The sequence below is a fragment of the Streptococcus oralis genome (assembly GCF_021497945.1).
GTDB classification, from domain to species: Bacteria; Bacillota; Bacilli; order Lactobacillales; family Streptococcaceae; genus Streptococcus; species Streptococcus oralis_BR.
This window is the reverse complement of record NZ_CP046524.1, coordinates 1,717,480-1,739,821: the sequence shown is the minus strand read 5'-3', so window position 1 is coordinate 1,739,821 and position 22,342 is coordinate 1,717,480. Positions and strand designations below refer to the sequence as shown.

The 22,342-nt window shown below is 40.5% G+C and carries 31 protein-coding genes; 28 read left to right on the top strand and 3 right to left on the bottom strand.

The window, feature by feature from the left end:
- The first annotated feature begins 1 nt into the window (after position 1).
- The 28 genes from rplB to GOM47_RS08550 all read left to right on the top strand — a co-directional run bounded on the left by rplB (position 2) and on the right by GOM47_RS08550 (position 19,676).
- Positions 2–835, top strand: a complete 834-nt coding sequence (gene rplB / locus GOM47_RS08685; protein ID WP_000512910.1) for a 50S ribosomal protein L2 — start codon at positions 2–4, stop codon at positions 833–835.
- Between the two features lie 103 nt (positions 836–938).
- On the top strand, positions 939–1,220 hold the full coding sequence (gene rpsS / locus GOM47_RS08680) for a 30S ribosomal protein S19 (protein WP_000533766.1): 282 nt from the start codon (positions 939–941) through the stop codon (positions 1,218–1,220).
- A gap of 11 nt (positions 1,221–1,231) precedes the next feature.
- Positions 1,232–1,576 carry a 50S ribosomal protein L22 gene (rplV, locus tag GOM47_RS08675; protein WP_000818137.1) on the top strand — a complete coding sequence of 115 codons (345 nt, stop codon included), beginning with the start codon at positions 1,232–1,234 and terminating at the stop codon, positions 1,574–1,576.
- A gap of 12 nt (positions 1,577–1,588) precedes the next feature.
- Positions 1,589–2,242, top strand: a complete 654-nt coding sequence (rpsC, locus tag GOM47_RS08670; RefSeq protein ID WP_000529936.1) for a 30S ribosomal protein S3 — start codon at positions 1,589–1,591, stop codon at positions 2,240–2,242.
- Between the two features lie 3 nt (positions 2,243–2,245).
- On the top strand, positions 2,246–2,659 hold the full coding sequence (rplP, locus tag GOM47_RS08665; RefSeq protein ID WP_000960948.1) for a 50S ribosomal protein L16: 414 nt from the start codon (positions 2,246–2,248) through the stop codon (positions 2,657–2,659).
- 9 nt (positions 2,660–2,668) lie between these two features.
- Complete coding sequence (gene rpmC / locus GOM47_RS08660) at positions 2,669–2,875, top strand: 50S ribosomal protein L29 (protein WP_000772918.1); 207 nt, start codon at positions 2,669–2,671, stop codon at positions 2,873–2,875.
- Positions 2,876–2,899: 24 nt separating this feature from the next.
- The gene (gene rpsQ / locus GOM47_RS08655) at positions 2,900–3,160 is read left to right on the top strand and encodes a 30S ribosomal protein S17 (protein ID WP_000440801.1); all 261 of its coding nucleotides are present in this window, start codon (positions 2,900–2,902) and stop codon (positions 3,158–3,160) included.
- 25 nt (positions 3,161–3,185) lie between these two features.
- Positions 3,186–3,554, top strand: coding sequence for a 50S ribosomal protein L14 (gene rplN, locus GOM47_RS08650; protein ID WP_000616548.1), 369 nt, complete (start codon positions 3,186–3,188; stop codon positions 3,552–3,554).
- Positions 3,555–3,736: 182 nt separating this feature from the next.
- Entirely contained in the window at positions 3,737–4,042 is a 306-nt protein-coding gene (gene rplX / locus GOM47_RS08645; protein ID WP_235080544.1) for a 50S ribosomal protein L24, read from the top strand.
- A 23-nt stretch (positions 4,043–4,065) separates the two neighbouring features.
- On the top strand, positions 4,066–4,608 hold the full coding sequence (gene rplE, locus GOM47_RS08640; protein WP_000013542.1) for a 50S ribosomal protein L5: 543 nt from the start codon (positions 4,066–4,068) through the stop codon (positions 4,606–4,608).
- Positions 4,609–4,625: 17 nt separating this feature from the next.
- Positions 4,626–4,811 carry a type Z 30S ribosomal protein S14 gene (locus tag GOM47_RS08635; RefSeq protein WP_001085697.1) on the top strand — a complete coding sequence of 62 codons (186 nt, stop codon included), beginning with the start codon at positions 4,626–4,628 and terminating at the stop codon, positions 4,809–4,811.
- A gap of 212 nt (positions 4,812–5,023) precedes the next feature.
- Positions 5,024–5,422, top strand: a complete 399-nt coding sequence (gene rpsH / locus GOM47_RS08630; protein WP_000245504.1) for a 30S ribosomal protein S8 — start codon at positions 5,024–5,026, stop codon at positions 5,420–5,422.
- A 187-nt stretch (positions 5,423–5,609) separates the two neighbouring features.
- Positions 5,610–6,146 (top strand): 50S ribosomal protein L6, encoded by a 537-nt coding sequence (gene rplF, locus GOM47_RS08625; RefSeq protein WP_038804634.1) that lies wholly within the window; start codon positions 5,610–5,612, stop codon positions 6,144–6,146.
- An 83-nt stretch (positions 6,147–6,229) separates the two neighbouring features.
- Complete coding sequence (gene rplR, locus GOM47_RS08620) at positions 6,230–6,586, top strand: 50S ribosomal protein L18 (RefSeq protein WP_000624044.1); 357 nt, start codon at positions 6,230–6,232, stop codon at positions 6,584–6,586.
- A gap of 17 nt (positions 6,587–6,603) precedes the next feature.
- Positions 6,604–7,098 carry a 30S ribosomal protein S5 gene (rpsE, locus tag GOM47_RS08615; protein WP_125394927.1) on the top strand — a complete coding sequence of 165 codons (495 nt, stop codon included), beginning with the start codon at positions 6,604–6,606 and terminating at the stop codon, positions 7,096–7,098.
- Positions 7,099–7,111: 13 nt separating this feature from the next.
- Positions 7,112–7,294, top strand: coding sequence for a 50S ribosomal protein L30 (gene rpmD / locus GOM47_RS08610; protein WP_000057241.1), 183 nt, complete (start codon positions 7,112–7,114; stop codon positions 7,292–7,294).
- Between the two features lie 144 nt (positions 7,295–7,438).
- Positions 7,439–7,879, top strand: a complete 441-nt coding sequence (gene rplO / locus GOM47_RS08605; protein WP_000766089.1) for a 50S ribosomal protein L15 — start codon at positions 7,439–7,441, stop codon at positions 7,877–7,879.
- Between the two features lie 12 nt (positions 7,880–7,891).
- On the top strand, positions 7,892–9,202 hold the full coding sequence (secY, locus tag GOM47_RS08600) for a preprotein translocase subunit SecY (RefSeq protein ID WP_235080543.1): 1,311 nt from the start codon (positions 7,892–7,894) through the stop codon (positions 9,200–9,202).
- 145 nt (positions 9,203–9,347) lie between these two features.
- Positions 9,348–9,986 (top strand): adenylate kinase, encoded by a 639-nt coding sequence (locus GOM47_RS08595; protein ID WP_235080542.1) that lies wholly within the window; start codon positions 9,348–9,350, stop codon positions 9,984–9,986.
- 116 nt (positions 9,987–10,102) lie between these two features.
- A complete protein-coding gene (infA, locus tag GOM47_RS08590) occupies positions 10,103–10,321 on the top strand; it encodes a translation initiation factor IF-1 (protein ID WP_001029883.1) in 219 nt (72 codons plus the stop codon).
- Between the two features lie 24 nt (positions 10,322–10,345).
- On the top strand, positions 10,346–10,462 hold the full coding sequence (gene rpmJ / locus GOM47_RS08585; protein ID WP_001808836.1) for a 50S ribosomal protein L36: 117 nt from the start codon (positions 10,346–10,348) through the stop codon (positions 10,460–10,462).
- A gap of 17 nt (positions 10,463–10,479) precedes the next feature.
- A complete protein-coding gene (gene rpsM / locus GOM47_RS08580; RefSeq protein WP_000090781.1) occupies positions 10,480–10,845 on the top strand; it encodes a 30S ribosomal protein S13 in 366 nt (121 codons plus the stop codon).
- Positions 10,846–10,862: 17 nt separating this feature from the next.
- Entirely contained in the window at positions 10,863–11,246 is a 384-nt protein-coding gene (rpsK, locus tag GOM47_RS08575; protein ID WP_001118385.1) for a 30S ribosomal protein S11, read from the top strand.
- Positions 11,247–11,288: 42 nt separating this feature from the next.
- Positions 11,289–12,224, top strand: a complete 936-nt coding sequence (locus tag GOM47_RS08570) for a DNA-directed RNA polymerase subunit alpha (RefSeq protein WP_000568992.1) — start codon at positions 11,289–11,291, stop codon at positions 12,222–12,224.
- 11 nt (positions 12,225–12,235) lie between these two features.
- Entirely contained in the window at positions 12,236–12,622 is a 387-nt protein-coding gene (gene rplQ, locus GOM47_RS08565; protein ID WP_000331493.1) for a 50S ribosomal protein L17, read from the top strand.
- A 533-nt stretch (positions 12,623–13,155) separates the two neighbouring features.
- Entirely contained in the window at positions 13,156–17,085 is a 3,930-nt protein-coding gene (locus GOM47_RS08560; RefSeq protein WP_235080541.1) for a Cna B-type domain-containing protein, read from the top strand.
- Positions 17,086–17,096: 11 nt separating this feature from the next.
- A complete protein-coding gene (locus GOM47_RS08555) occupies positions 17,097–18,638 on the top strand; it encodes a SpaH/EbpB family LPXTG-anchored major pilin (protein WP_235080540.1) in 1,542 nt (513 codons plus the stop codon).
- A 102-nt stretch (positions 18,639–18,740) separates the two neighbouring features.
- Positions 18,741–19,676 (top strand): Cna B-type domain-containing protein, encoded by a 936-nt coding sequence (locus GOM47_RS08550; RefSeq protein WP_235080539.1) that lies wholly within the window; start codon positions 18,741–18,743, stop codon positions 19,674–19,676.
- 4 nt (positions 19,677–19,680) lie between these two features.
- Here GOM47_RS08550 and GOM47_RS08545 read toward each other — a convergent pair whose 3' ends face one another.
- The 3 genes from GOM47_RS08545 to GOM47_RS08535 are packed head-to-tail and all read right to left on the bottom strand — an operon-like array spanning position 19,681 to position 22,207.
- Positions 19,681–20,526, bottom strand: coding sequence for a class C sortase (locus GOM47_RS08545; protein WP_000727545.1), 846 nt, complete (start codon positions 20,524–20,526; stop codon positions 19,681–19,683).
- Positions 20,523–21,377, bottom strand: coding sequence for a class C sortase (locus GOM47_RS08540; protein ID WP_235080538.1), 855 nt, complete (start codon positions 21,375–21,377; stop codon positions 20,523–20,525). The genes GOM47_RS08545 and GOM47_RS08540 overlap by 4 nt, the downstream gene beginning before the upstream one ends.
- Before the next feature lie 11 nt (positions 21,378–21,388).
- Positions 21,389–22,207 carry a class C sortase gene (locus GOM47_RS08535; RefSeq protein ID WP_000713119.1) on the bottom strand — a complete coding sequence of 273 codons (819 nt, stop codon included), beginning with the start codon at positions 22,205–22,207 and terminating at the stop codon, positions 21,389–21,391.
- Positions 22,208–22,342 lie beyond the last annotated feature (135 nt).

The following is a 22,342-nucleotide window of genomic DNA, read 5'->3' as shown; positions in this document are numbered from 1 at the left end:
CGTGGGAATTCGTGTTTATAAACCAACAACAAACGGTCGCCGTAATATGACTTCTTTGGATTTCGCTGAAATCACAACAAGCACTCCTGAAAAATCATTGCTTGTTGCATTGAAGAGCAAGGCTGGTCGTAACAACAACGGTCGTATCACAGTTCGTCACCAAGGTGGTGGACACAAACGTTTCTACCGTTTGGTTGACTTCAAACGTAACAAAGACAACGTTGAAGCAGTTGTTAAAACAATCGAGTACGATCCAAACCGTTCTGCAAACATCGCTCTTGTACACTACACTGACGGTGTGAAAGCATACATCATCGCTCCAAAAGGTCTTGAAGTTGGTCAACGCATCGTTTCAGGTCCAGAAGCAGATATCAAAGTCGGAAACGCACTTCCACTTGCTAACATCCCAGTTGGTACTTTGATCCACAACATCGAGTTGAAACCAGGTCGTGGTGGAGAATTGGTACGTGCAGCTGGAGCTTCTGCTCAAGTATTGGGTCAAGAAGGTAAATACGTTCTTGTTCGTCTTCAATCTGGTGAAGTTCGTATGATTCTTGGAACTTGTCGTGCTACAGTTGGTGTTGTCGGAAACGAACAACATGGACTTGTAAACCTTGGTAAAGCAGGACGTAGCCGTTGGAAAGGTATCCGCCCAACAGTTCGTGGTTCTGTAATGAACCCTAACGATCACCCACACGGTGGTGGTGAAGGTAAAGCACCAGTTGGTCGTAAAGCACCATCTACTCCATGGGGCAAACCTGCTCTTGGTCTTAAAACTCGTAACAAGAAAGCGAAATCTGACAAACTTATCGTTCGTCGTCGCAACGAGAAATAATAGTAAACTAGTCGCTTAAGCATCTAGTAAATCCGCCAGCTCGGTAGCACTCCATGTGAGCGCAAGCCGCTGTGGTACAACATTTAAAGGAGAAAATATAAAAATGGGACGCAGTCTTAAAAAAGGACCTTTCGTCGATGAGCATTTGATGAAAAAAGTTGAAGCTCAAGCTAACGACGAAAAGAAAAAAGTTATCAAAACTTGGTCACGTCGTTCAACGATCTTCCCAAGTTTTATTGGTTACACTATTGCAGTTTATGACGGACGTAAACACGTACCTGTTTACATCCAAGAAGACATGGTAGGTCACAAACTTGGTGAATTTGCACCAACTCGTACTTACAAAGGTCACGCTGCAGACGACAAGAAAACACGTAGAAAATAAGGAGAACATAAATGGCAGAAATTACTTCAGCTAAAGCAATGGCTCGTACAGTACGTGTTTCACCTCGTAAATCACGTCTTGTTCTTGACAACATCCGTGGTAAAAGCGTAGCCGATGCTATTGCAATCTTGACATTCACACCAAACAAAGCTGCTGAAATCATCTTGAAAGTTTTGAATTCAGCTGTAGCTAACGCTGAAAATAACTTTGGTTTGGACAAAGCTAACTTGGTAGTATCTGAAGCATTCGCAAACGAAGGACCAACTATGAAACGTTTCCGTCCACGTGCGAAAGGTTCAGCTTCACCAATCAACAAACGTACAGCTCACATCACTGTAGCTGTTGCAGAAAAATAAGGAGGTAACATCGTGGGTCAAAAAGTACATCCAATTGGTATGCGTGTCGGCATCATCCGTGATTGGGATGCCAAATGGTATGCTGAAAAAGAATACGCGGATTACCTTCATGAAGATCTTGCAATCCGTAAATTCGTTCAAAAAGAACTTGCTGACGCAGCAGTTTCAACTATCGAAATCGAACGCGCAGTGAACAAAGTTAACGTTTCACTTCACACTGCTAAACCAGGTATGGTTATCGGTAAAGGTGGCGCTAACGTTGATGCACTCCGTGCAAAACTTAACAAATTGACTGGAAAACAAGTGCACATCAACATCATCGAAATCAAACAACCTGATTTGGATGCTCACCTTGTAGGTGAAGGAATTGCTCGTCAATTGGAGCAACGTGTTGCTTTCCGTCGTGCACAAAAACAAGCAATCCAACGTGCAATGCGTGCTGGAGCTAAAGGAATCAAAACTCAAGTATCAGGTCGTTTGAACGGTGCAGATATCGCCCGTGCTGAAGGATACTCTGAAGGAACTGTTCCACTTCACACACTTCGTGCAGATATCGATTACGCTTGGGAAGAAGCAGATACTACATACGGTAAACTTGGTGTTAAAGTATGGATCTACCGTGGTGAAGTTCTTCCAGCTCGTAAAAACACTAAAGGAGGTAAATAACCAATGTTAGTACCTAAACGTGTTAAACACCGTCGTGAATTCCGTGGAAAAATGCGCGGTGAAGCAAAAGGTGGAAAAGAAGTAGCATTCGGTGAATACGGTCTTCAAGCTACAACTAGCCACTGGATCACTAACCGCCAAATCGAAGCTGCTCGTATCGCCATGACTCGTTACATGAAACGTGGTGGTAAAGTTTGGATTAAAATCTTCCCACACAAATCATACACTGCTAAAGCTATCGGTGTGCGTATGGGATCTGGTAAAGGGGCACCTGAAGGTTGGGTAGCACCAGTTAAACGTGGTAAAGTGATGTTTGAAGTTGCTGGTGTATCTGAAGAGATCGCTCGCGAAGCGCTTCGTCTTGCTAGCCACAAATTGCCAGTTAAATGTAAATTCGTAAAACGTGAAGCAGAATAAGGAGAAGGCATGAAACTTAATGAAGTAAAAGAATTTGTTAAAGAACTTCGTGGTCTTTCTCAAGAAGAACTCGCGAAGCGCGAAAACGAATTGAAAAAAGAATTGTTTGAACTTCGTTTCCAAGCTGCTACTGGTCAATTGGAACAAACAGCTCGCTTGAAAGAAGTTAAAAAACAAATCGCTCGTATCAAAACAGTTCAATCTGAAGCGAAATAATAGACTAGGGAAGGAGAAATTTCAATGGAACGCAATAATCGTAAAGTTCTTGTTGGACGTGTTGTATCTGACAAAATGGACAAGACAATCACAGTTGTAGTTGAAACAAAACGTAACCACCCAGTCTATGGTAAACGTATTAACTACTCTAAAAAATACAAAGCACATGATGAAAACAATGTTGCCAAAGAAGGCGATATCGTACGTATCATGGAAACTCGTCCGCTTTCAGCTACAAAACGTTTCCGTCTTGTAGAAGTTGTTGAAGAAGCGGTCATCATCTAATCAAGCCTGAAAGGAGAAAACTGAAATGATTCAAACAGAAACTCGTTTGAAAGTCGCAGACAACAGCGGTGCACGTGAAATCTTGACTATCAAAGTTCTTGGTGGTTCTAAACGTAAATTTGCGAACATCGGTGATGTCATTGTGGCATCTGTAAAACAAGCTACTCCTGGTGGTGCGGTTAAAAAAGGTGACGTTGTAAAAGCTGTTATCGTTCGTACTAAATCAGGTGCTCGTCGTGCTGATGGTTCATACATCAAGTTTGACGAAAACGCAGCAGTTATCATCCGTGAAGACAAAACTCCTCGCGGAACACGTATCTTTGGCCCAGTTGCACGTGAATTGCGTGAAGGTGGCTTCATGAAGATCGTGTCACTTGCTCCAGAAGTACTTTAATTGATTGCTCAAAGAAAATTAAAACAAGTCTAGGAAGTGAAACGAAAGCATAACTTGAGTTAGGTGAGTTGAAACTGACGAAGAATTGCTTTGATTTTCGCAGAGTAAAAACAAACAAACTAGTCCCCTGGATTTACTCCAGGGTGCCCTTATGGGCGTAAGAAAAATCAAGGAGAAACCTAATGTTTGTAAAAAAAGGCGACAAAGTTCGCGTAATCGCTGGTAAAGATAAGGGAACAGAAGCTGTTGTCCTTACTGCCCTTCCAAAAGTAAACAAAGTTATCGTTGAAGGTGTGAACATCGTTAAGAAACACCAACGTCCAACTAACGAACTTCCTCAAGGTGGTATCATCGAGAAAGAAGCAGCTATCCACGTATCAAACGTTCAAGTATTGGACAAAAACGGTGTAGCTGGTCGTGTTGGTTACAAATTTGTAGACGGTAAAAAAGTTCGCTACAACAAAAAATCAGGCAAAGTGCTTGATTAATCACGAAGGAAAGGAGAAGTATAATGGCAAATCGTTTAAAAGAAAAATATCTTAATGAAGTAGTTCCTGCTTTGACAGAACAATTCAACTACTCATCAGTGATGGCTGTGCCTAAAGTAGATAAGATCGTTTTGAACATGGGTGTTGGTGAAGCTGTATCAAATGCTAAAAGCCTTGAAAAAGCTGCTGAAGAATTGGCACTTATCTCAGGTCAAAAACCACTTATCACTAAAGCTAAAAAATCAATCGCCGGCTTCCGTCTTCGTGAAGGTGTTGCGATCGGTGCAAAAGTTACCCTTCGTGGTGAACGTATGTACGAATTCTTGGATAAATTGGTTTCAGTTTCACTTCCACGTGTACGTGACTTCCACGGTGTTCCAACAAAATCATTTGATGGACGCGGAAACTACACACTTGGTGTGAAAGAACAATTGATTTTCCCAGAAATCAACTTTGATGACGTTGACAAAACTCGCGGTCTTGACATCGTTATCGTAACAACTGCTAACACTGACGAAGAGTCACGTGCATTGCTTACAGGCCTTGGAATGCCTTTTGCAAAATAATATAGGAGGTAAATCTAATGGCTAAAAAATCAATGATTGCTAAGAACAAACGTCCAGCGAAGTTCTCTACTCAAGCTTATACTCGTTGTGAAAAATGTGGTCGTCCACATTCAGTTTACCGCAAATTTAAACTTTGCCGTGTTTGCTTCCGTGAATTAGCTTACAAAGGACAAATTCCTGGTGTAACAAAAGCATCTTGGTAATATCATGATACAAAGAGCGTAACAACCACAGCAAAAATAGGAAATTTGGTGAAGGAGCGATGCTCCAAAACAAATTTATCTTTTTTGCACAGGTTGTAGCTCGTGTTCAAATAAGAGTTCTCTCATTTGAATGTGTCAATACTATCTGAGCCTAGCTCAATCATTAACTAGCAAGTGCGACTTGCAAACTACTAGTAAGAGGAGAATAAAAAATGGTTATGACTGACCCAATCGCAGACTTCCTAACTCGTATTCGTAACGCTAACCAAGCGAAACACGAAGTACTTGAAGTACCTGCATCAAACATCAAAAAAGGGATTGCTGAAATCCTTAAACGCGAAGGTTTTGTTAAGAACGTAGAAATCATCGAAGATGACAAACAAGGCATCATCCGTGTATTCCTTAAATACGGACCAAACGGTGAAAAAGTTATCACTAACTTGAAACGCGTTTCTAAACCAGGACTTCGTGTCTACAAAAAACGTGAAGATCTTCCAAAAGTACTTAACGGACTTGGAATTGCTATCCTTTCAACTTCTGAAGGTTTGCTTACTGATAAAGAAGCACGCCAAAAGAATGTTGGTGGGGAAGTTATCGCTTACGTTTGGTAATATTTAGCTTCCAATTTCTTTGTGACTCTTCGTTATCGTCTCTTGCCTAACCCAAAGTTATGCCTGCGAGACGATGCCTAGATTCACTTTGAAATTGAAACCTAAATGTTCCTTTAAATCGAGAAATCGATTTAACCCCGTGAAAACTGGCCGTCATGGCCTGACAATCTAACAGGAGAATATATACATGTCACGTATTGGTAATAAAGTTATCGTGTTGCCTGCTGGTGTTGAACTCACTAACAATGACAACGTAGTAACTGTAAAAGGACCTAAAGGAGAGCTTACTCGTGAGTTCTCAAAAGATATTGAAATCCGTGTGGAAGGTACTGAAGTAACTCTTCACCGTCCAAACGATTCAAAAGAAATGAAAACTATCCACGGAACTACTCGTGCCCTTTTGAACAACATGGTTGTTGGTGTATCAGAAGGATTCAAAAAAGAACTTGAAATGCGTGGGGTTGGTTACCGTGCACAACTTCAAGGAAACAAACTTGTTTTGGCTGTTGGTAAATCTCATCCAGACGAAGTTGAAGCTCCAGAAGGAATTACTTTTGAACTTCCAAACCCAACAACAATCGTTGTTAGCGGAATTTCAAAAGAAGTAGTTGGTCAAACAGCTGCTTACGTACGTAGCCTTCGCTCACCAGAACCATATAAAGGTAAAGGTATCCGTTACGTTGGCGAATACGTTCGTCTTAAAGAAGGTAAAACAGGTAAATAATGTTGAGTGGTTGATCTTCAACCACCGACCTATTTTCCAACTTTGTGCATAGCACACGATTTAAAACTAAAGAGGTGAAAACTGTGATTTCTAAACCAGATAAAAACAAACTCCGCCAAAAACGCCACCGTCGCGTTCGCGGAAAACTCTCTGGAACTGCTGATCGCCCACGTTTGAACGTATTCCGTTCTAATACAGGCATCTACGCTCAAGTGATTGATGACGTAGCGGGTGTAACGCTCGCAAGTGCTTCAACTCTTGACAAAGAAGTTTCAAAAGGAACTAAAACTGAACAAGCCGTTGCTGTCGGTAAACTCGTTGCAGAACGTGCAAATGCTAAAGGTATTTCAGAAGTGGTGTTCGACCGCGGTGGATATCTATATCACGGACGTGTGAAAGCTTTGGCTGATGCAGCTCGTGAAAACGGATTGAAATTCTAATAGGAGGACACTAGAAAATGGCATTTAAAGACAATGCAGTTGAATTTGAAGAACGCGTAGTTGCTGTCAACCGTGTTACAAAAGTTGTTAAAGGTGGACGTCGTCTTCGTTTCGCAGCTCTTGTTGTTGTTGGTGACCACAACGGTCGCGTAGGATTTGGTACTGGTAAAGCTCAAGAAGTTCCAGAAGCAATCCGCAAAGCAGTAGAAGATGCTAAGAAAAACTTGATTGAAGTTCCTATGGTTGGAACAACAATCCCACACGAAGTTCTTTCAGAATTCGGTGGAGCTAAAGTATTGTTGAAACCTGCTGTAGAAGGTTCTGGAGTTGCCGCTGGTGGTGCAGTTCGTGCCGTTGTGGAATTGGCAGGTGTGGCAGATATTACATCTAAATCACTTGGTTCTAACACTCCAATCAACATTGTTCGCGCAACTGTTGAAGGTTTGAAACAATTGAAACGCGCTGAAGAAGTTGCTGCCCTTCGTGGTATTTCAGTTTCTGATTTGGCATAAGAAAGGGGATAAAATGGCTCAAATTAAAATTACTTTGACTAAGTCTCCAATCGGACGCATTCCATCACAACGTAAAACTGTTGTAGCACTTGGACTTGGCAAATTGAACAGCTCTGTTATCAAAGAAGACAACGCTGCTATCCGTGGTATGATCACTGCAGTATCTCACTTGGTAACAGTTGAAGAAGTAAACTAATGAATTTTTAGGGGATGTGGCAATACTCATCCCCTAAAACTAGGTATAGTCATCTTAGATGACGATGTATAGGCGAGTTGATAAGGGAGACAACCTTTTCTCTCTTATCGGCGCTAGCATTTTACAAAAGAGGAGAAAATAATAATGAAACTTCATGAATTGAAACCTGCAGAAGGTTCTCGTAAAGTACGTAACCGTGTTGGTCGTGGTACTTCATCAGGTAACGGTAAAACATCTGGTCGCGGTCAAAAAGGTCAAAAAGCTCGTAGCGGTGGCGGAGTTCGCCTTGGTTTTGAAGGTGGACAAACTCCATTGTTCCGTCGTCTTCCAAAACGTGGATTCACTAACATCAACGCTAAAGAATACGCAATTGTAAACCTTGACCAATTGAACGTCTTTGAAGACGGTGCAGAAGTAACTCCAGTTGTACTTATCGAAGCAGGAATTGTGAAAGCTGAAAAATCAGGAGTTAAAATTCTTGGTAACGGTGAGTTGACTAAGAAATTGACTGTGAAAGCAGCTAAATTCTCTAAATCAGCTGAGGAAGCTATCACTGCTAAAGGTGGTTCTGTAGAAGTCATCTAAGAGAGGTGACCCATGTTTTTTAAATTACTAAAAGAAGCGCTCAAGGTTAAACAAGTTCGATCAAAAATTCTCTTTACGATTTTTATCATTCTTGTTTTCCGTATTGGGACAAGTATTACAGTTCCAGGTGTGAATGCAAAAAGTTTAGAGGCTCTCAGTGGTTTGTCTTTCTTGAACATGCTTAGTTTAGTTTCAGGGAATGCCATGAAGAACTTCTCGGTTTTTGCACTCGGTGTGAGTCCGTATATCACAGCTTCCATCGTTGTTCAATTGCTACAAATGGATATTGTTCCAAAGTTTGTAGAGTGGGGCAAGCAGGGGGAAGTAGGACGGAGAAAGATAAACCAAGCGACTCGTTATATTGCGCTTGTACTTGCGTTTGTGCAATCAATCGGAATCACTGCTGGTTTTAATACTCTATCTGGTGCAAAATTATTAACGACAGATCTAACCCCTCAAGTCTTTGTTACGATTGGTATTATCCTGACTGCAGGTACTATGATTGTTACTTGGCTCGGGGAGCAAATCACTGATAAGGGATATGGTAACGGGGTGTCTATGATTATCTTTGCAGGGATTGTGGCTTCAATTCCAGAGATGATTCATGGCATCTACGTGGACTATTTTGTCAATATTCCAAGTGATCGGTTGACGTCATCTATTATATTTGTCGTTATTCTCATTATCGCTGTTTTGTTGATTGTTTACTTTACAACATATGTACAACAGGCAGAATATAAAATTCCAATCCAATATACAAAAGTTGCTCAAGGTGCCCCATCTAGTTCATACCTTCCATTGAAGGTGAACCCAGCGGGGGTTATCCCAGTTATCTTTGCAAGTTCGATTACGGCAGCTCCTGCGGCTATTCTTCAGTTTGTCAGCGCTATGGGTCATGATTGGGCTTGGGTACGGACAGCGCAGGAAATGTTATCTACAACAACTCCTACAGGTGTTGCTATGTATGCCTTGTTGATCATTCTCTTTACATTCTTCTATACATTTGTACAGATCAATCCAGAGAAAGCAGCAGAAAACTTGCAAAAGAGTGGAGCTTACATTCATGGTGTCCGTCCTGGGAAGGGAACTGAAGAATTCATGTCGAAACTTCTTCGTCGTCTTGCGACTGTCGGCTCTCTCTTCTTAGGTGTTATTTCTATCTTACCTATCGTAGCTAAAGATGTATTTGGCCTTTCAGAAGTTGTTGCTTTTGGGGGAACAAGTCTTTTGATCATTATCTCAACTGGTATCGAAGGAATCAAACAGCTAGAAGGCTACCTATTGAAACGTAAGTATGTTGGTTTCATGGACAAAACAGAATAAAAGCAAGATTACTTTTGCTTAGAGAGTGGAGTATGAAGGTCTATCTATCAGAGAGATTTTCGTCTCCCCTCTTCTATTTTGTTTTTAAATAGGGGTTGAAATAGATTTCTGCTTCTATTTAAATACAAAATAAGGAGATCCTATCATGAATCTTTTGATTATGGGCTTACCTGGAGCAGGTAAGGGAACGCAAGCAGCTAAAATTGTGGAGAAATTCCATGTTGCACATATCTCAACAGGCGATATGTTCCGTGCTGCAATGGCAAATCAAACTGAAATGGGTGTACTTGCAAAGTCATACATTGACAAAGGCGAGTTGGTTCCAGACGAAGTTACAAATGGAATTGTTAAAGAACGCCTTTCACAGGATGATATCAAAGAAACAGGTTTCTTGTTGGATGGTTACCCACGTACGATTGAACAAGCATATGCTTTAGATAAAACTTTAGCTGAACTTGGTATTGAACTGGAAGGTGTGATCAATATCGAAGTGAACCCAGACTGTCTCTTGGAGCGTTTGAGTGGTCGTATCATTCACCGTAAAACAGGTGAAACCTTCCACAAAGTTTTCAATCCACCAGTTGACTACAAAGAAGAGGATTACTACCAACGTGAAGATGACAAACCTGAGACAGTTAAACGTCGTTTGGATGTCAATATTGCACAAGGTGAACCAATCATTGCTCACTATCGTGCTAAAGGTTTAGTTCATGATATCGAAGGAAATCAAGATATCAATGATGTGTTCAAAGACATCGAAAAAGTATTGACAAATTTGAAATAAAGCGTTTTTCATACTTGCAAAAAATCGCGACAAATGTTATACTGAGATAGTCTGACTTATAATTGTTGCCTCTGTGTCTTGAGGCATCGAATCGAAATTTATGGAGGTGCTTTTGCGTGGCAAAAGACGATGTGATTGAAGTTGAAGGCAAAGTAGTCGATACAATGCCGAACGCAATGTTTACGGTTGAACTTGAAAATGGACATCAGATTTTAGCAACAGTTTCTGGTAAAATTCGTAAAAACTATATTCGTATTTTAGCGGGAGATCGTGTTACTGTCGAGATGAGTCCATATGACTTGACACGTGGACGTATCACTTACCGCTTTAAATAATCGAAAAACTTGGAGGGATAAGAAATGAAAGTAAGACCATCGGTCAAACCAATTTGCGAATACTGTAAAGTAATTCGTCGTAATGGTCGTGTTATGGTAATTTGCCCAGCAAATCCAAAACACAAACAACGTCAAGGATAAGATAGAAAGGAGAAAACATGGCTCGTATTGCTGGAGTTGACATTCCAAATGACAAACGCGTAGTAATCTCATTGACTTACGTTTATGGTATCGGACTTGCAACATCTAAGAAAATTTTGGCTGCTGCTGGAATCTCAGAAGATGTTCGTGTACGTGACCTTACATCAGATCAAGAAGATGCTATCCGTCGTGAAGTGGATGCAATCAAAGTTGAAGGTGACCTTCGTCGTGAAGTAAACTTGAACATCAAACGTTTGATGGAAATCGGTTCTTACCGTGGTATTCGTCACCGTCGTGGACTTCCTGTCCGTGGACAAAACACTAAAAACAACGCTCGCACTCGTAAAGGTAAAGCTGTTGCGATTGCTGGTAAGAAAAAATAATATAGGAGGTAAAAGTCTTGGCTAAACCAACACGTAAACGTCGTGTGAAAAAGAATATCGAATCTGGTATTGCTCATATTCACGCTACATTTAATAACACTATTGTTATGATTACTGATGTGCATGGTAATGCAATTGCTTGGTCATCAGCTGGTGCTCTTGGTTTCAAAGGTTCTCGTAAATCTACACCATTCGCTGCTCAAATGGCTTCTGAAGCTGCTGCTAAATCTGCACAAGAACACGGTCTTAAATCAGTTGAAGTTACTGTAAAAGGTCCAGGTTCTGGTCGTGAGTCAGCTATTCGTGCGCTTGCTGCCGCTGGTCTTGAAGTAACAGCAATTCGTGATGTGACTCCAGTGCCACACAATGGTGCTCGTCCTCCAAAACGTCGCCGTGTATAATCATCGCATTACACTGCTTTTCGTTTAAGAGGGAGTAACTAAATGATTGAGTTTGAAAAACCAAATATAACAAAAATTGATGAAAATAAAGATTATGGCAAGTTTGTAATCGAACCACTTGAACGTGGCTACGGTACAACTCTTGGTAACTCTCTTCGTCGTGTACTACTAGCTTCTCTACCGGGAGCAGCAGTGACATCTATCAACATTGAAGGTGTCTTGCATGAGTTCGACACAGTTCCAGGTGTTCGTGAAGACGTGATGCAAATCATTCTGAACATTAAAGGGATTGCAGTGAAATCATACGTTGAAGACGAAAAAATCATTGAACTTGACGTTGAAGGTCCTGCTGAAATTACAGCTGGAGACATTTTGACTGACAGTGATATTGAGATTGTAAATCCAGATCATTATCTCTTTACAATCGGTGAAGGTTCTTCCCTAAAAGCGACAATGACTGTTAACAGTGGTCGTGGATATGTACCTGCTGATGAAAACAAAAAAGATAATGCACCAGTTGGAACACTTGCTGTAGATTCTATTTATACACCAGTTACAAAAGTCAACTATCAAGTTGAACCTGCTCGTGTAGGTAGCAATGATGGATTTGACAAATTAACCCTTGAAATCTTGACTAATGGAACAATTATTCCAGAAGATGCTTTAGGGCTTTCAGCACGTATCTTGACAGAACATCTTGATTTGTTTACAAATCTTACTGAGATTGCTAAGTCAACTGAAGTGATGAAAGAAGCTGATACTGAATCTGACGATCGTATTTTGGATCGGACGATTGAGGAACTGGACTTGTCTGTGCGTTCATACAACTGTTTGAAACGTGCCGGTATCAATACTGTGCATGATTTGACAGAAAAATCTGAAGCAGAGATGATGAAAGTACGAAATCTTGGACGCAAGAGTTTGGAAGAAGTGAAATTCAAACTCATTGACTTGGGTCTTGGATTAAAAGATAAATAAAGGAGGAATACATGGCTTACCGTAAACTAGGACGCACTAGCTCACAACGTAAAGCAATGCTTCGCGATTTGACAACTGACCTTTTGATCAACGAATCAATCGTGACAACTGAAGCTCGTGCTAAAGAAATCCGTAAAACTGTTGAAAAAATGATTACTCTAGGTAAACGTGGTGATTTGCATGCACGTCGTCAAGCAGCAGCTTTCGTACGTAATGAAATCGCATCTGAAAACTATGATGAAGCAACTGATAAGTACACTTCTACTACAGCACTTCAAAAATTGTTCTCAGAAATCGCACCTCGTTATGCTGAACGTAACGGTGGATACACTCGTATCCTTAAAACTGAACCACGTCGTGGGGATGCTGCGCCAATGGCGATCATCGAATTAGTATAAAATCATCAATTTTGTTGAGTGTTATGATGATGGAGTCTTGTGCTCTTAGTCTAGCTCTGGTCTACCGCTGGGACTTCGGTCCTAGCGGGAACACTCATCATCATTTGATAGGGTAGACGCTTGTTTACGAAATTGTTTTTTTGTTTAAGAACAACTTCGTAAGCAGGCGTTTTTTATTATATAGAAATAATTTGAAAATTAAACTTTTTTTGACTTGTCTTAATTAAATAAATGTGCTACAATATAGTCGGGATTGTATTTATCAAGGTTTTGCACTTGTATAAGTATGTAACACAACCAATGATTGAAAGTGTGCAGTGTGTAGGAAAGCGTTAACTTGTTTTAGTTGACTAACAGCATGAGGGGCTCTCGTTTGTTGGGATTTTCTTTTGGACTTGGTTAAATCAAGGTCCTGAAGGGAATAGCATGACTTCCATACAGAAATAAATTTCATAAAAAGCTGTTTTATGAAATGTTTTAATATATATTAAATTTCATCCGGAATGTGAAATAAATTTAGAAAAGGAGAGGCAATGAAGAAAACAGGCAGTCTATTTTTAGTTCTGATTCTGCTTATGAACACAATTTTACAAGGAGTGAGTGGTGCTTCTCTTGCCTTCGCACAAGAACAGACCAGCCCGTCTTCTGCTCTAGTAAGTAATTCTGCTGAAACTGCCAAAAAAGAAGACTCGGAAAGTACAAGTAGTGAAACTCAGAAAAGCACTGTCAATAAGAGTCAGGAAACCTCTGGTAGTTCTAGTCAAGAAAGTAGCAGCTCAACGAGCCAAACGACTTCAGCTACGGCTACATCAGAAGATGATGACGATGCATTACCACCGGGACCTCCTCCTACGCCAACGGCAACAGTTCCAACTGTCACGATAAAGCCAAATGCAAAGACGGCTTATCGTACAGATGAACAGATTACCACTTATGTGGATATTGATGGAACTAGTTTAACCTCAGACATAGAAGGACCTTATCTAGATATTGAAATGCCAACTACTCTGTATCCGGGTGGTAAGGTGCTGAACACAGATGCTTATCTAGATAACTTTACAGTTCCGACCGAAGGTATCACTCTAATCAAAAGTGCAGAAAAAGTAGTGGAAAATGGGAAGACGATTTATCGTATTCGTTTCAATTCCATTACATCAACAACCAAGATTAGCATACCTTATGTTTTTAGCTTTACAAACGGGTTAGTTCCAAAAGACTATAAGCTACAACCAAAGGTTACTCTTAAGGATAAGAATGGTGGAGTTCTATACACAGGAAATGATCAGGAGTATACTCCAACTTATCCAAATATGAACCTAACAAAGGTAGTTGCTACTAGTAGCGAAGATGGTCAGCTTCTCTACGGAGGGACAGCTAAGACAGGAGATCCGACTAGGATTTCTGAAACCGGTGCAGAGCCTATACCGTTCAGTTTCACCTATCAAGTACAGGCAAATTCAGGTCAGCAGCGAATGATGAAAAAAGTCGTCATCAAGGATACGCTACCGACTTATACGAATAGTCAGGGTCAAACGGTTACTGCTAAATTTGATCCAGCCCTTAATCCTGGCTGGACCTACGATAGTAGCACTGGCACAGTGACCTATACAAAGGAATTCCTAGAAAGTGAATTTGATACGGACTTCCGTCACAATATTGATGTCAGCAAGGCTATGTTGTACCTATCTTTTCCTGATGCTAAGTATAAAGACGGCAACAACAAACCTACTTTTACAAATAAGGCAGAAATCACAGCTACTCCTTTCAATCCATCAGCAAATGAAGAGTATAAAACTAGTGACGATATAACTTTTAACCTCATTGCAGATGATTTCAGCGGTACAGGGATTCTTACCAAGAGGACAGAACACCAGACGGTGCAACACGATGTAGCTGGACTTTACGCACAGCGACTAGACTATACAGTCAAGGTAGAAAACAAGCTATCAAAACCACTTAAAGAAATTGTGCTGACTGAAGATGCTAGCAAGTTTGACTCAAGACTTTATTTGACTAGTGTTAGTTCTTTCTTTGAAAGGGGTCCAACAGGGGATGTTCCTATCAATAATGACAAGATAGAAATCCGTGCCTATAAGAGTGATGGTAATTATGATACTTTTACGCCAGGACAGCAGATTAATGAAGAAGCACAAAATGAGCTAAATGCTGCGGCTGAAAAGATCCGAAACGGAGAATTAACAGAAGCGGACGCACCGGCTGTTACTCCAAAGTATACAAAAATAACTATTCACTTTATTAACGGATATGAATTACCAGTTGGAAAGTACATTGATGGTTATGTCTATATGGCCTTCAAAGACCCATATCATGTTCCTTATTCTGCTGCAAAGGATATAAAAAATGTGGTCGGTCTTGAAGCGAAAGTGAAAAACTCTCAAAATCAGGATGTTCCAATTAATATATCCGATGAATGGAGCAAACAGTTTGTACCATTTGTTGAAAAGATTGGTCTATCAAAGTCTACAGGTGGACAAACTTCAGGTATTGAGGGAGAATCACTTTTCTTCCTCTTAGGGTTACAACTTGAACAACTTTCCAAAGCCCGCTACCTAAAGAATCCAACTCTTGTTGATCTTCTTCCTAAAGGGGTTAGTATTGCACCAGGTGTAGACAAAACAAAAGCGGAAGATATGCTCGAAGCAATTGGGCTAGCAAATCTGGACATGATTGATAAATTTTCAGTTATTGAAAACTACAATGGTAGTGGTCGGACAGCGATCAAAATCAAATTAAAATCAGGTCTGGTAAAAGACTTAAATAACGGGAGAGGTTATGCTTTCAAACTAAAGGGATTAAAAATCAATAGTGACATTATCCCTAGTAAGGCAGAGACTGCAACTTTCAATAACACGAATGAACTTTATTTCTACCAAGACAATGGTCAACCGTTCCCGGATGCCATTCATTCCGATTCAAATCAGATTGTGGATGACGAAAGAGACATCAATATGAACGGCGACACTACGGACAAGGTCGTAAAGGCAACTTCAAAGGTTATAGGGAATGTGACAGACAGTCTGCAGAGTGTCAAGACGATCCGTAGTACGGAGCCGCTAGTTGAAGGTGGACCCCAATATTATGGTCGAAGCTTCAATAAAGACGGTATTGAAACAGAGTACGGTGGGTTAACTTCCACTTCGGGGCATTTCCAATATGACCTGCAAGTGCGAAATTACTACGATAGTGATCTGACGAGGGTGGAAATTTACGATGTTCTTCCTCACGTTGGAGACAGCGATCGGACGACTGCGGGTGGTGCCGAATCTGCCTTTTCAAACACCTTGACAGGTCCAATTACTGTAAAAGTTGGTGATGAAGATAAGACGGCAGATTTTGATATTTACTATCGAACAGATAAATATCCGACTATGAATGCTGACACAGAGGTAAATAGTTCAAATTGGACAAAGAACCCAAGCGACTACAAAGATGTAACAGCGATCAAGATTGTTTCTAAACCAACAACGGTCATTCATAAGTACACCATTTTGCATGCAATCGTGAATATGAAAGCTCCGGCTTATGACAAGGATAATAATGTTGGCGGTAAGACGGCTGTTAATACTTTCCAAGTAAAATATAATACCGATCCAAGATTCGGTGAATCTAATGTAGTTACCAATAAGGTCAACAAGCGGATTACCATTCCGGTTGAGAAGAAGTGGCGTGACTCTGAAACAACACATTCTAAAATAACGGCACAGCTCTACGCGACTTGGAAGGAAGACGGGGTTGCAAAAGAAGAGTTTAAAGAAGAAAAAGAGCTCTCTGATAGCAATCACTGGAAAGATACCTTTAGTCCGTTACCAGATGAAGAATCTGCCGCCAAGCTATTACAAAAAGCGGCAACGGAGAAAAAAATCACCGACTTTAAGTACGTGGTTAGGGAAAAGGAGATTCCGCCTGAATATGATGCCGATTACAGTGGTGACGCTCAGAATGGCTTTGTCATCACCAACACGAGGTATCCGTCAATCAAGATCCAGAAGCTCTGGTATGACAAGAACGGCAATCAGATTACAAATGACCAGCTACCGAAGAAACTAGAGGTTAAGTTGTACCGGACAACGGATGGGCAAACTCAAAATGGAGAGCTTGTTGAGACGATTCAGTTAGAGCGGACTGCAACTACTCCATATCTCTGGGAAGCTACAAAACGCTACCCACCTAAGGACAAGACCACCGGTAAGTACTACACTTACTACATCGAAGAGGTTGTTCCAAAGTATTATCTGGAAATCAGTAATGCATCTGAAAAGAAAGTTACCTTTACAGATACAAATATCAGTGAAACAGCAACCTTGACGGTGAAGAACAAGGTGAACCCATCTTATCCAAACACAGGTGGTTCAGGTATCCTACCATATATCTTGATGGGAACTTTAACATTAACATTGGCAGTAATTTTACATTATATGCAAAAAAATAGAAAGGCTTTTTAGGAGGCAAAACAATGAAAAACGTAAAACGATATTTCCTCTCGTTCTTAGCAGCTCTTAGTATCGTGCTTTTAGCACTTGGAGCAGATAAAACTTTTGCGGAAGACAACACACCGGGCGCAAATGATAAGTATGACATCGTCTTGACTAAGGTTAAAATGGCAGACTTAACTGGTTGGCCAAAACAGTCTGGTGTGAATGGAACAGAATATACTGGTCAAAAATTGACTATCACAGACTACTTTGGTGCAGGTGCAGAGACACTTGAAGGCGTTTGGTTTGAAGTTCATGAATATGATGAAAGTGCGCCCGACCATGTTGGTGTAATGGCTACGGGGACTAAAGTTGAAGGCTTGACAGATTCTAATGGTCAGATTACTTTCACAGGTCTTAAAGCTGGCAAGTATATGATTGTTGAAAAGAAAGAAAAATCAACCCTTGCTTCAAAGGAACAACTTGCAAAATCTGCTGCTGTACCAATGGAAATCACCCTTCCAGTCTTTAAGGCAACTGGTGGTTGGTATAAACAAGGTAATGATGCTGTCCATGTTTATCCAAAGAATACTGTTGATAAACCAAGCATTGATAAATTTGTAAACGATAGCGACAAGCATGATACTGCAACTATTGGTGAAAAGAAGACCTTTAAAGTAACTTCTAAAATGCCTGAAGGAATCGCAGATTATAAAGTCTTGACTTATACAGATACTTTCTCAGCAGGACTTTCTTATGCGGGCAATCTTAAAGTGCAGAAGAATGGTGTAGATATTCCAGCAGCTTCTTATAATGCTACAGTACCAACTGTTGGTACCAAACAAGCAACAATAACAGTGCAATTCAAAGAAGACTACATCAAGACTTTAACCTCTAATGATACTATTACTATGACTTACGATGCAACCATTAACGAAGATGCTATTATGGGTGCAGCTAATAAGAATGATGTTAAGGTTACTTACGGTACAAATCCTAATGTGACAAAAGAAGAAAAACCAACTGATACTCCAGAACTTCACACAGGTGGTGCTAAGTTTAAGAAACAGAGTAAAGAAGGCAATGCCTTAGCAGGAGCCATCTTTGAGTTGCAAGATTCATCTGGTCAACCAATCAAATGGACTGCTGACTTAATCAAAGCAAATGCAACAGCTATTGCAGACGGTAAGTTCTCTACTGATGCTACAACTGTTACACCTACTAGTGCTACAACGCAACCAACAGTAGGCCAACCAATCTACTTGCTGTCAGCAGCTGATGGAACATTTGAAATCAAAGGTCTAGCTTACGGTTCTGCTGGACAAGAGCACAATGCTGCTGGTGCTGAAACAGAATACCAAATCAAAGAAACCAAAGCGCCTCAAGACTATGCTTTGTTGCAACAAGTGATCAAGTTTAAAGTTTCGCACGATAGCTATTCAGCAACTAACAAAGTTGTCACTGTTGTCAACAACAAGGTAACAATTCCACAAACAGGTGGTATCGGTTCAGCTCTCGTGATTGCAGCGGGTGTCTTGGTTGTTGGTTTAGGTTTCATTGCGAAACGTCGTTCAGCTAAGTAATAAAATGAAGAAGTAAGGACAATCCTTACCTCTTCACTAGGGTATTTAAAAGAGTTGAATATCCTAGTGAAGAGTGCAAGTGCTATGTTTTAGGAGGATACTATGACAAGAAAAAGAATATTGAGCAGTCTGCTATCCATACTTACGGCCATTGTTATTTTGGTAGCTTTGCGGCCATTTACAACCGTCTCATCTCAGGAAAATCAAGCCTCGTCAGATGCAACCTACGATATTGTCTTAACCTTGGTTAAGTTAAAAGATTTGAATGGTTGGCCCAAAGGTGGAGGAAAAGATAGTTATTCTGGACAACCTTTAGACATTGAGAATTATTTTGGCAGTGAGGCCTCAACCATTGATGGCGTTGCCTTTGACATTCACAAGGATAAGGCGGATGGAGAGCTTGTTCAAACAAAGATAACTGAAAATGGTGGTCGTCTCATCTTTAGCGCTTTGAAGGCAGGTAAGTACTATATTGTTGTCAATAAAGAAAAATCAAAGTTATCAGGAAATCAGATGTTGGGTGATGCGACACCAGTTCCATTAGAAGTGGAACTGCCTGTGACAAAACCCGATGGCAGCTATTTCACGGTAGGAAATGACGCCGTTCATGTCTATCCCAAGCAAGTTTTAAAACAGAGAGAAGACAAGACCAGCTTTAAAGTTCGGAAGGAATGGAAAGGTAAAAAGTTAAACAGTATCACTGTTCATCTTAAACAAAATGGGAAAGTCATTGATGAAATTGAGCTGAATGACAGCAACAACTGGGAACATACCTTTATGAATTTAGAAAAAACAGATGCGGCAGGGAAAGATTACACCTACACAGCTGAAGAAGATGTTCCTAACGGCTATACAGCAACTTATCAAAACATGGCAGATAAAACTGGCACGGTGATTACCAATACACTGGTGCCACCGACATCACCAAGAACACCGATTATCAAAACGGGAACCTTAGCCATTTATTGGTTTTTAGGATTTGCCGTTGTCTTAATCGGGATAGGATATAAGCTTTATAAAAGCGAGAAAAAACACTGATGAATCAGTGTTTTTTTATGATATTCCATAGCCGTTTGCTGAAAAAGAGAAAGATTGCTGTTCCGACAATCACAATCAAATAAGGGGCAAGCCTTTGTAATTTGAAACCAAGTTTAATATGTTGGTTGCTAACAAAGGGAATCAAGGGATTAGTAGATACATTTTGCTTTTTTTCACTATCTGAAACAACTCTTTTTGCATTGACAAGGAGCCGTTTGTCATATCTTGGTTCGTTCATACAGGTCATGAGCGTAACCATGTCTTCATTTTCGATTGGTTTAAGTTTTTCGCCTTCGTATTCATCAATGATCTCGCTATCGGTCACTTCGTATTCTAGATTTTTTCCAAGAATATCGAAATAAATTTTATCTCCTTTTTTGAGAGAGGGGAGAAAGTAGAAAGACACGTCATTATAATTAATTCTATGTCCTGCAATAATCGGTCGCTGCCCTTTTATACCCAAGGGGGCAGATGTTCCGACAAGGGTGGCTACTCCCTTTAGGAGTTTATCATAGTCGGCGTCAAGATAGAGGTCGAAATGCTGTCCTAAAGCAGGAATGGTCATGCGTCCAGCGACTTGATTGGTATCTAGCAGATCTGAGTAGGGCGTTTTTTGCTTGGCGTCGGTCTCTTTTTTTGTTAGGAAAATATCTTGGATAGCTCCGGTGACAGTGGTTTGTTCTAAGGCTGTTCGTAGTTTTTGGAATGTTTCCTCGCTGGTCTGCTGATAGGTGCGCTGAGCATTGGATTGCCAAATGTCCTCTTTAATCATAGATAAAAAAGGAAAGAGGAAGAGCGCAATTCCAATTAACAGGAGGCTCAGCCCAAGTAATTGTTTTTTCTTTTTCATGAAAGTGATGTTTCTTTTCCTTTCTTTCTTAACATTTTAAAGAGCAGATAGCCTATGAGTAGGAGGACTAGTCCGGCAGCAAGAAGGATAAACCATTTGTATTGGGCAAAAAAGTCAATCTTTGTTTTTTTCTCCTTTTCAGCTTCGTGGAAAGGTATGCGTTTGCCTTGAACGAGTAGGCGATGAGAATTGATCATATAAGGTGTGCAAGTCAAAAGAGTGGCACGATCTTCGCCTTCTTTAACCAGTATTGGTTTGAAATCGGTAGGCTCAACGGTTAAAATCTTATCTACCTGATAAGCCAAGGTTTCCTTGATATTGGTGATGTAAAAGACATCTCCGACCTTTACCTTATCCAAGTCGGTGAAAAGTCTGGCTGTGGGAAGTCCTCTGTGGGCGGTAATGACCGTATGGGTGCTAACTCCACCGACGGGTAGGCTGGTTCCTTCTAAGTGGCCTGCTCCGTTTTGCAAGACGTTTTCAGATGACCCTGCCCGAATGGGAATTTTTTGATTGATAGAAGGGATAGTGACATAGCCAATTTTTTCTTGCAGTTGCAACATGCGAGCATATTCGGCTACGCCTTCCTCTTTTTTCCTGCTTGAGAAAGGATCTCCTATTTTTTCTGGGGACAAGGTGCTATTATAGGCTTTGGCGAGTTCAATACGATTTTCAACATCTTGGTCAACTAATTTACCTTTCTCGTCATCAAATTGCTTTGTCTCTTGCATAGTCACATATTGGTAATAAATCTGACTGACAAAGGGATAACAGATCATCAAGCACCCCAGAATGGTAAGTATCTTATAGGTTAGTCGCAGCCGTTTTTGGTTTTTCTTTTTTCTTGACATGATAGCTCTTTCTATGCTTTTTTCGATTTCCACTTATTCCAAGCCAAAATAATGAAAATGAGAAATAGAATTGCGAAAACGACTAGATAAAGCGGTGGAATAGAAATATGACTAATCGGATTTTTTACTTTTTCTTCACTTGGTTTGTAAGGGATCCGGTGGCCCCGTACAAGTAAACGGTGCGAATTGATCATATAAGGAGTACAGGTCAGCAAAGTCACGTAGTCTTTGTCAGGTACAATATTTAGAGAGTCAAACTGGGTCGGCTCGATCACCGTTATGGAATCAACCTCGTAAGCAAGTGTTTCAGCGATGTTTTGAATGAAAAACTTATCACCCACCTTCATTTTATCCAAGTCGGTAAAAAGACGATTGTTGGGCAAGCCCGTGTGGGCAGTTAGAACAGTGTGAGTATTCTGCCCGCCAATCGGCAAACTGGTTCCTTCGAGATGTCCCACCCCTTTTTGTAAGACTTCTTCACTTGAACCGGCATATATTGGTAAATCAACATCAATTTTAGGAATGGAAATTCTGCCTATTTTTTCATGGACAGTTAGCATTCGAGCATATTCTGCCTGCCCTTTGGCATTTTCTTCTTTGGTATAGGGATCCGTTACTGTCAAATTTTGCAAAGAACGATTGTAGGCAGTAGCTAGCTTTATCCGTTCCGTCACATCTTCAGAAGTTAATTTTTGTGCAGACGAGTCAAAGTCCTTAACCTCTTGTTTGGTCTGGTAATTGTAATAAATTTGGCTAATAACAGGGTAACTGATGATGAGGATACCGGCTATAATCGTTAAGTTTGTCAATAAATTAAAAAATTTTTTCATTATAATCCTTTGATGTTAGCGATATTTCTGTCATTAATAAAATGGTTATATTTTTATTTACCTAACCATTATAACATAATTGGCGGTTCTATTTGCTGATTCGTTACTAAAAAAAAACCGGCTCCAATCTTTACC

Excerpts from the sequence above, each read along its gene's own strand:
- GOM47_RS08555 (WP_235080540.1), top strand. The coding sequence starts at position 17,097 with ATGAAAAACGTAAAACGATATTTCCTCTCGTTCTTAGCAGCTCTTAGT.
- rplP (WP_000960948.1), top strand. The coding sequence starts at position 2,246 with ATGTTAGTACCTAAACGTGTTAAACACCGTCGTGAATTCCGTGGAAAA.
- rplO (WP_000766089.1), top strand. The coding sequence starts at position 7,439 with ATGAAACTTCATGAATTGAAACCTGCAGAAGGTTCTCGTAAAGTACGT.
- rplN (WP_000616548.1), top strand. The coding sequence starts at position 3,186 with ATGATTCAAACAGAAACTCGTTTGAAAGTCGCAGACAACAGCGGTGCA.
- secY (WP_235080543.1), top strand. The coding sequence starts at position 7,892 with ATGTTTTTTAAATTACTAAAAGAAGCGCTCAAGGTTAAACAAGTTCGA.
- rpsM (WP_000090781.1), top strand. The coding sequence starts at position 10,480 with ATGGCTCGTATTGCTGGAGTTGACATTCCAAATGACAAACGCGTAGTA.
- GOM47_RS08550 (WP_235080539.1), top strand. The coding sequence starts at position 18,741 with ATGACAAGAAAAAGAATATTGAGCAGTCTGCTATCCATACTTACGGCC.
- rplE (WP_000013542.1), top strand. The coding sequence starts at position 4,066 with ATGGCAAATCGTTTAAAAGAAAAATATCTTAATGAAGTAGTTCCTGCT.
- rpsE (WP_125394927.1), top strand. The coding sequence starts at position 6,604 with ATGGCATTTAAAGACAATGCAGTTGAATTTGAAGAACGCGTAGTTGCT.
- GOM47_RS08635 (WP_001085697.1), top strand. The coding sequence starts at position 4,626 with ATGGCTAAAAAATCAATGATTGCTAAGAACAAACGTCCAGCGAAGTTC.
- rpmJ (WP_001808836.1), top strand. The coding sequence starts at position 10,346 with ATGAAAGTAAGACCATCGGTCAAACCAATTTGCGAATACTGTAAAGTA.
- rpsS (WP_000533766.1), top strand. The coding sequence starts at position 939 with ATGGGACGCAGTCTTAAAAAAGGACCTTTCGTCGATGAGCATTTGATG.
- rplX (WP_235080544.1), top strand. The coding sequence starts at position 3,737 with ATGTTTGTAAAAAAAGGCGACAAAGTTCGCGTAATCGCTGGTAAAGAT.
- rpsQ (WP_000440801.1), top strand. The coding sequence starts at position 2,900 with ATGGAACGCAATAATCGTAAAGTTCTTGTTGGACGTGTTGTATCTGAC.
- GOM47_RS08595 (WP_235080542.1), top strand. The coding sequence starts at position 9,348 with ATGAATCTTTTGATTATGGGCTTACCTGGAGCAGGTAAGGGAACGCAA.
- rpmD (WP_000057241.1), top strand. The coding sequence starts at position 7,112 with ATGGCTCAAATTAAAATTACTTTGACTAAGTCTCCAATCGGACGCATT.
- rplV (WP_000818137.1), top strand. The coding sequence starts at position 1,232 with ATGGCAGAAATTACTTCAGCTAAAGCAATGGCTCGTACAGTACGTGTT.
- rpmC (WP_000772918.1), top strand. The coding sequence starts at position 2,669 with ATGAAACTTAATGAAGTAAAAGAATTTGTTAAAGAACTTCGTGGTCTT.
- GOM47_RS08545 (WP_000727545.1), bottom strand. The coding sequence starts at position 20,526 with ATGAAAAAGAAAAAACAATTACTTGGGCTGAGCCTCCTGTTAATTGGA.
- rpsH (WP_000245504.1), top strand. The coding sequence starts at position 5,024 with ATGGTTATGACTGACCCAATCGCAGACTTCCTAACTCGTATTCGTAAC.
- rplF (WP_038804634.1), top strand. The coding sequence starts at position 5,610 with ATGTCACGTATTGGTAATAAAGTTATCGTGTTGCCTGCTGGTGTTGAA.
- GOM47_RS08570 (WP_000568992.1), top strand. The coding sequence starts at position 11,289 with ATGATTGAGTTTGAAAAACCAAATATAACAAAAATTGATGAAAATAAA.
- GOM47_RS08535 (WP_000713119.1), bottom strand. The coding sequence starts at position 22,207 with ATGAAAAAATTTTTTAATTTATTGACAAACTTAACGATTATAGCCGGT.
- GOM47_RS08540 (WP_235080538.1), bottom strand. The coding sequence starts at position 21,377 with ATGTCAAGAAAAAAGAAAAACCAAAAACGGCTGCGACTAACCTATAAG.
- GOM47_RS08560 (WP_235080541.1), top strand. The coding sequence starts at position 13,156 with ATGAAGAAAACAGGCAGTCTATTTTTAGTTCTGATTCTGCTTATGAAC.
- rplQ (WP_000331493.1), top strand. The coding sequence starts at position 12,236 with ATGGCTTACCGTAAACTAGGACGCACTAGCTCACAACGTAAAGCAATG.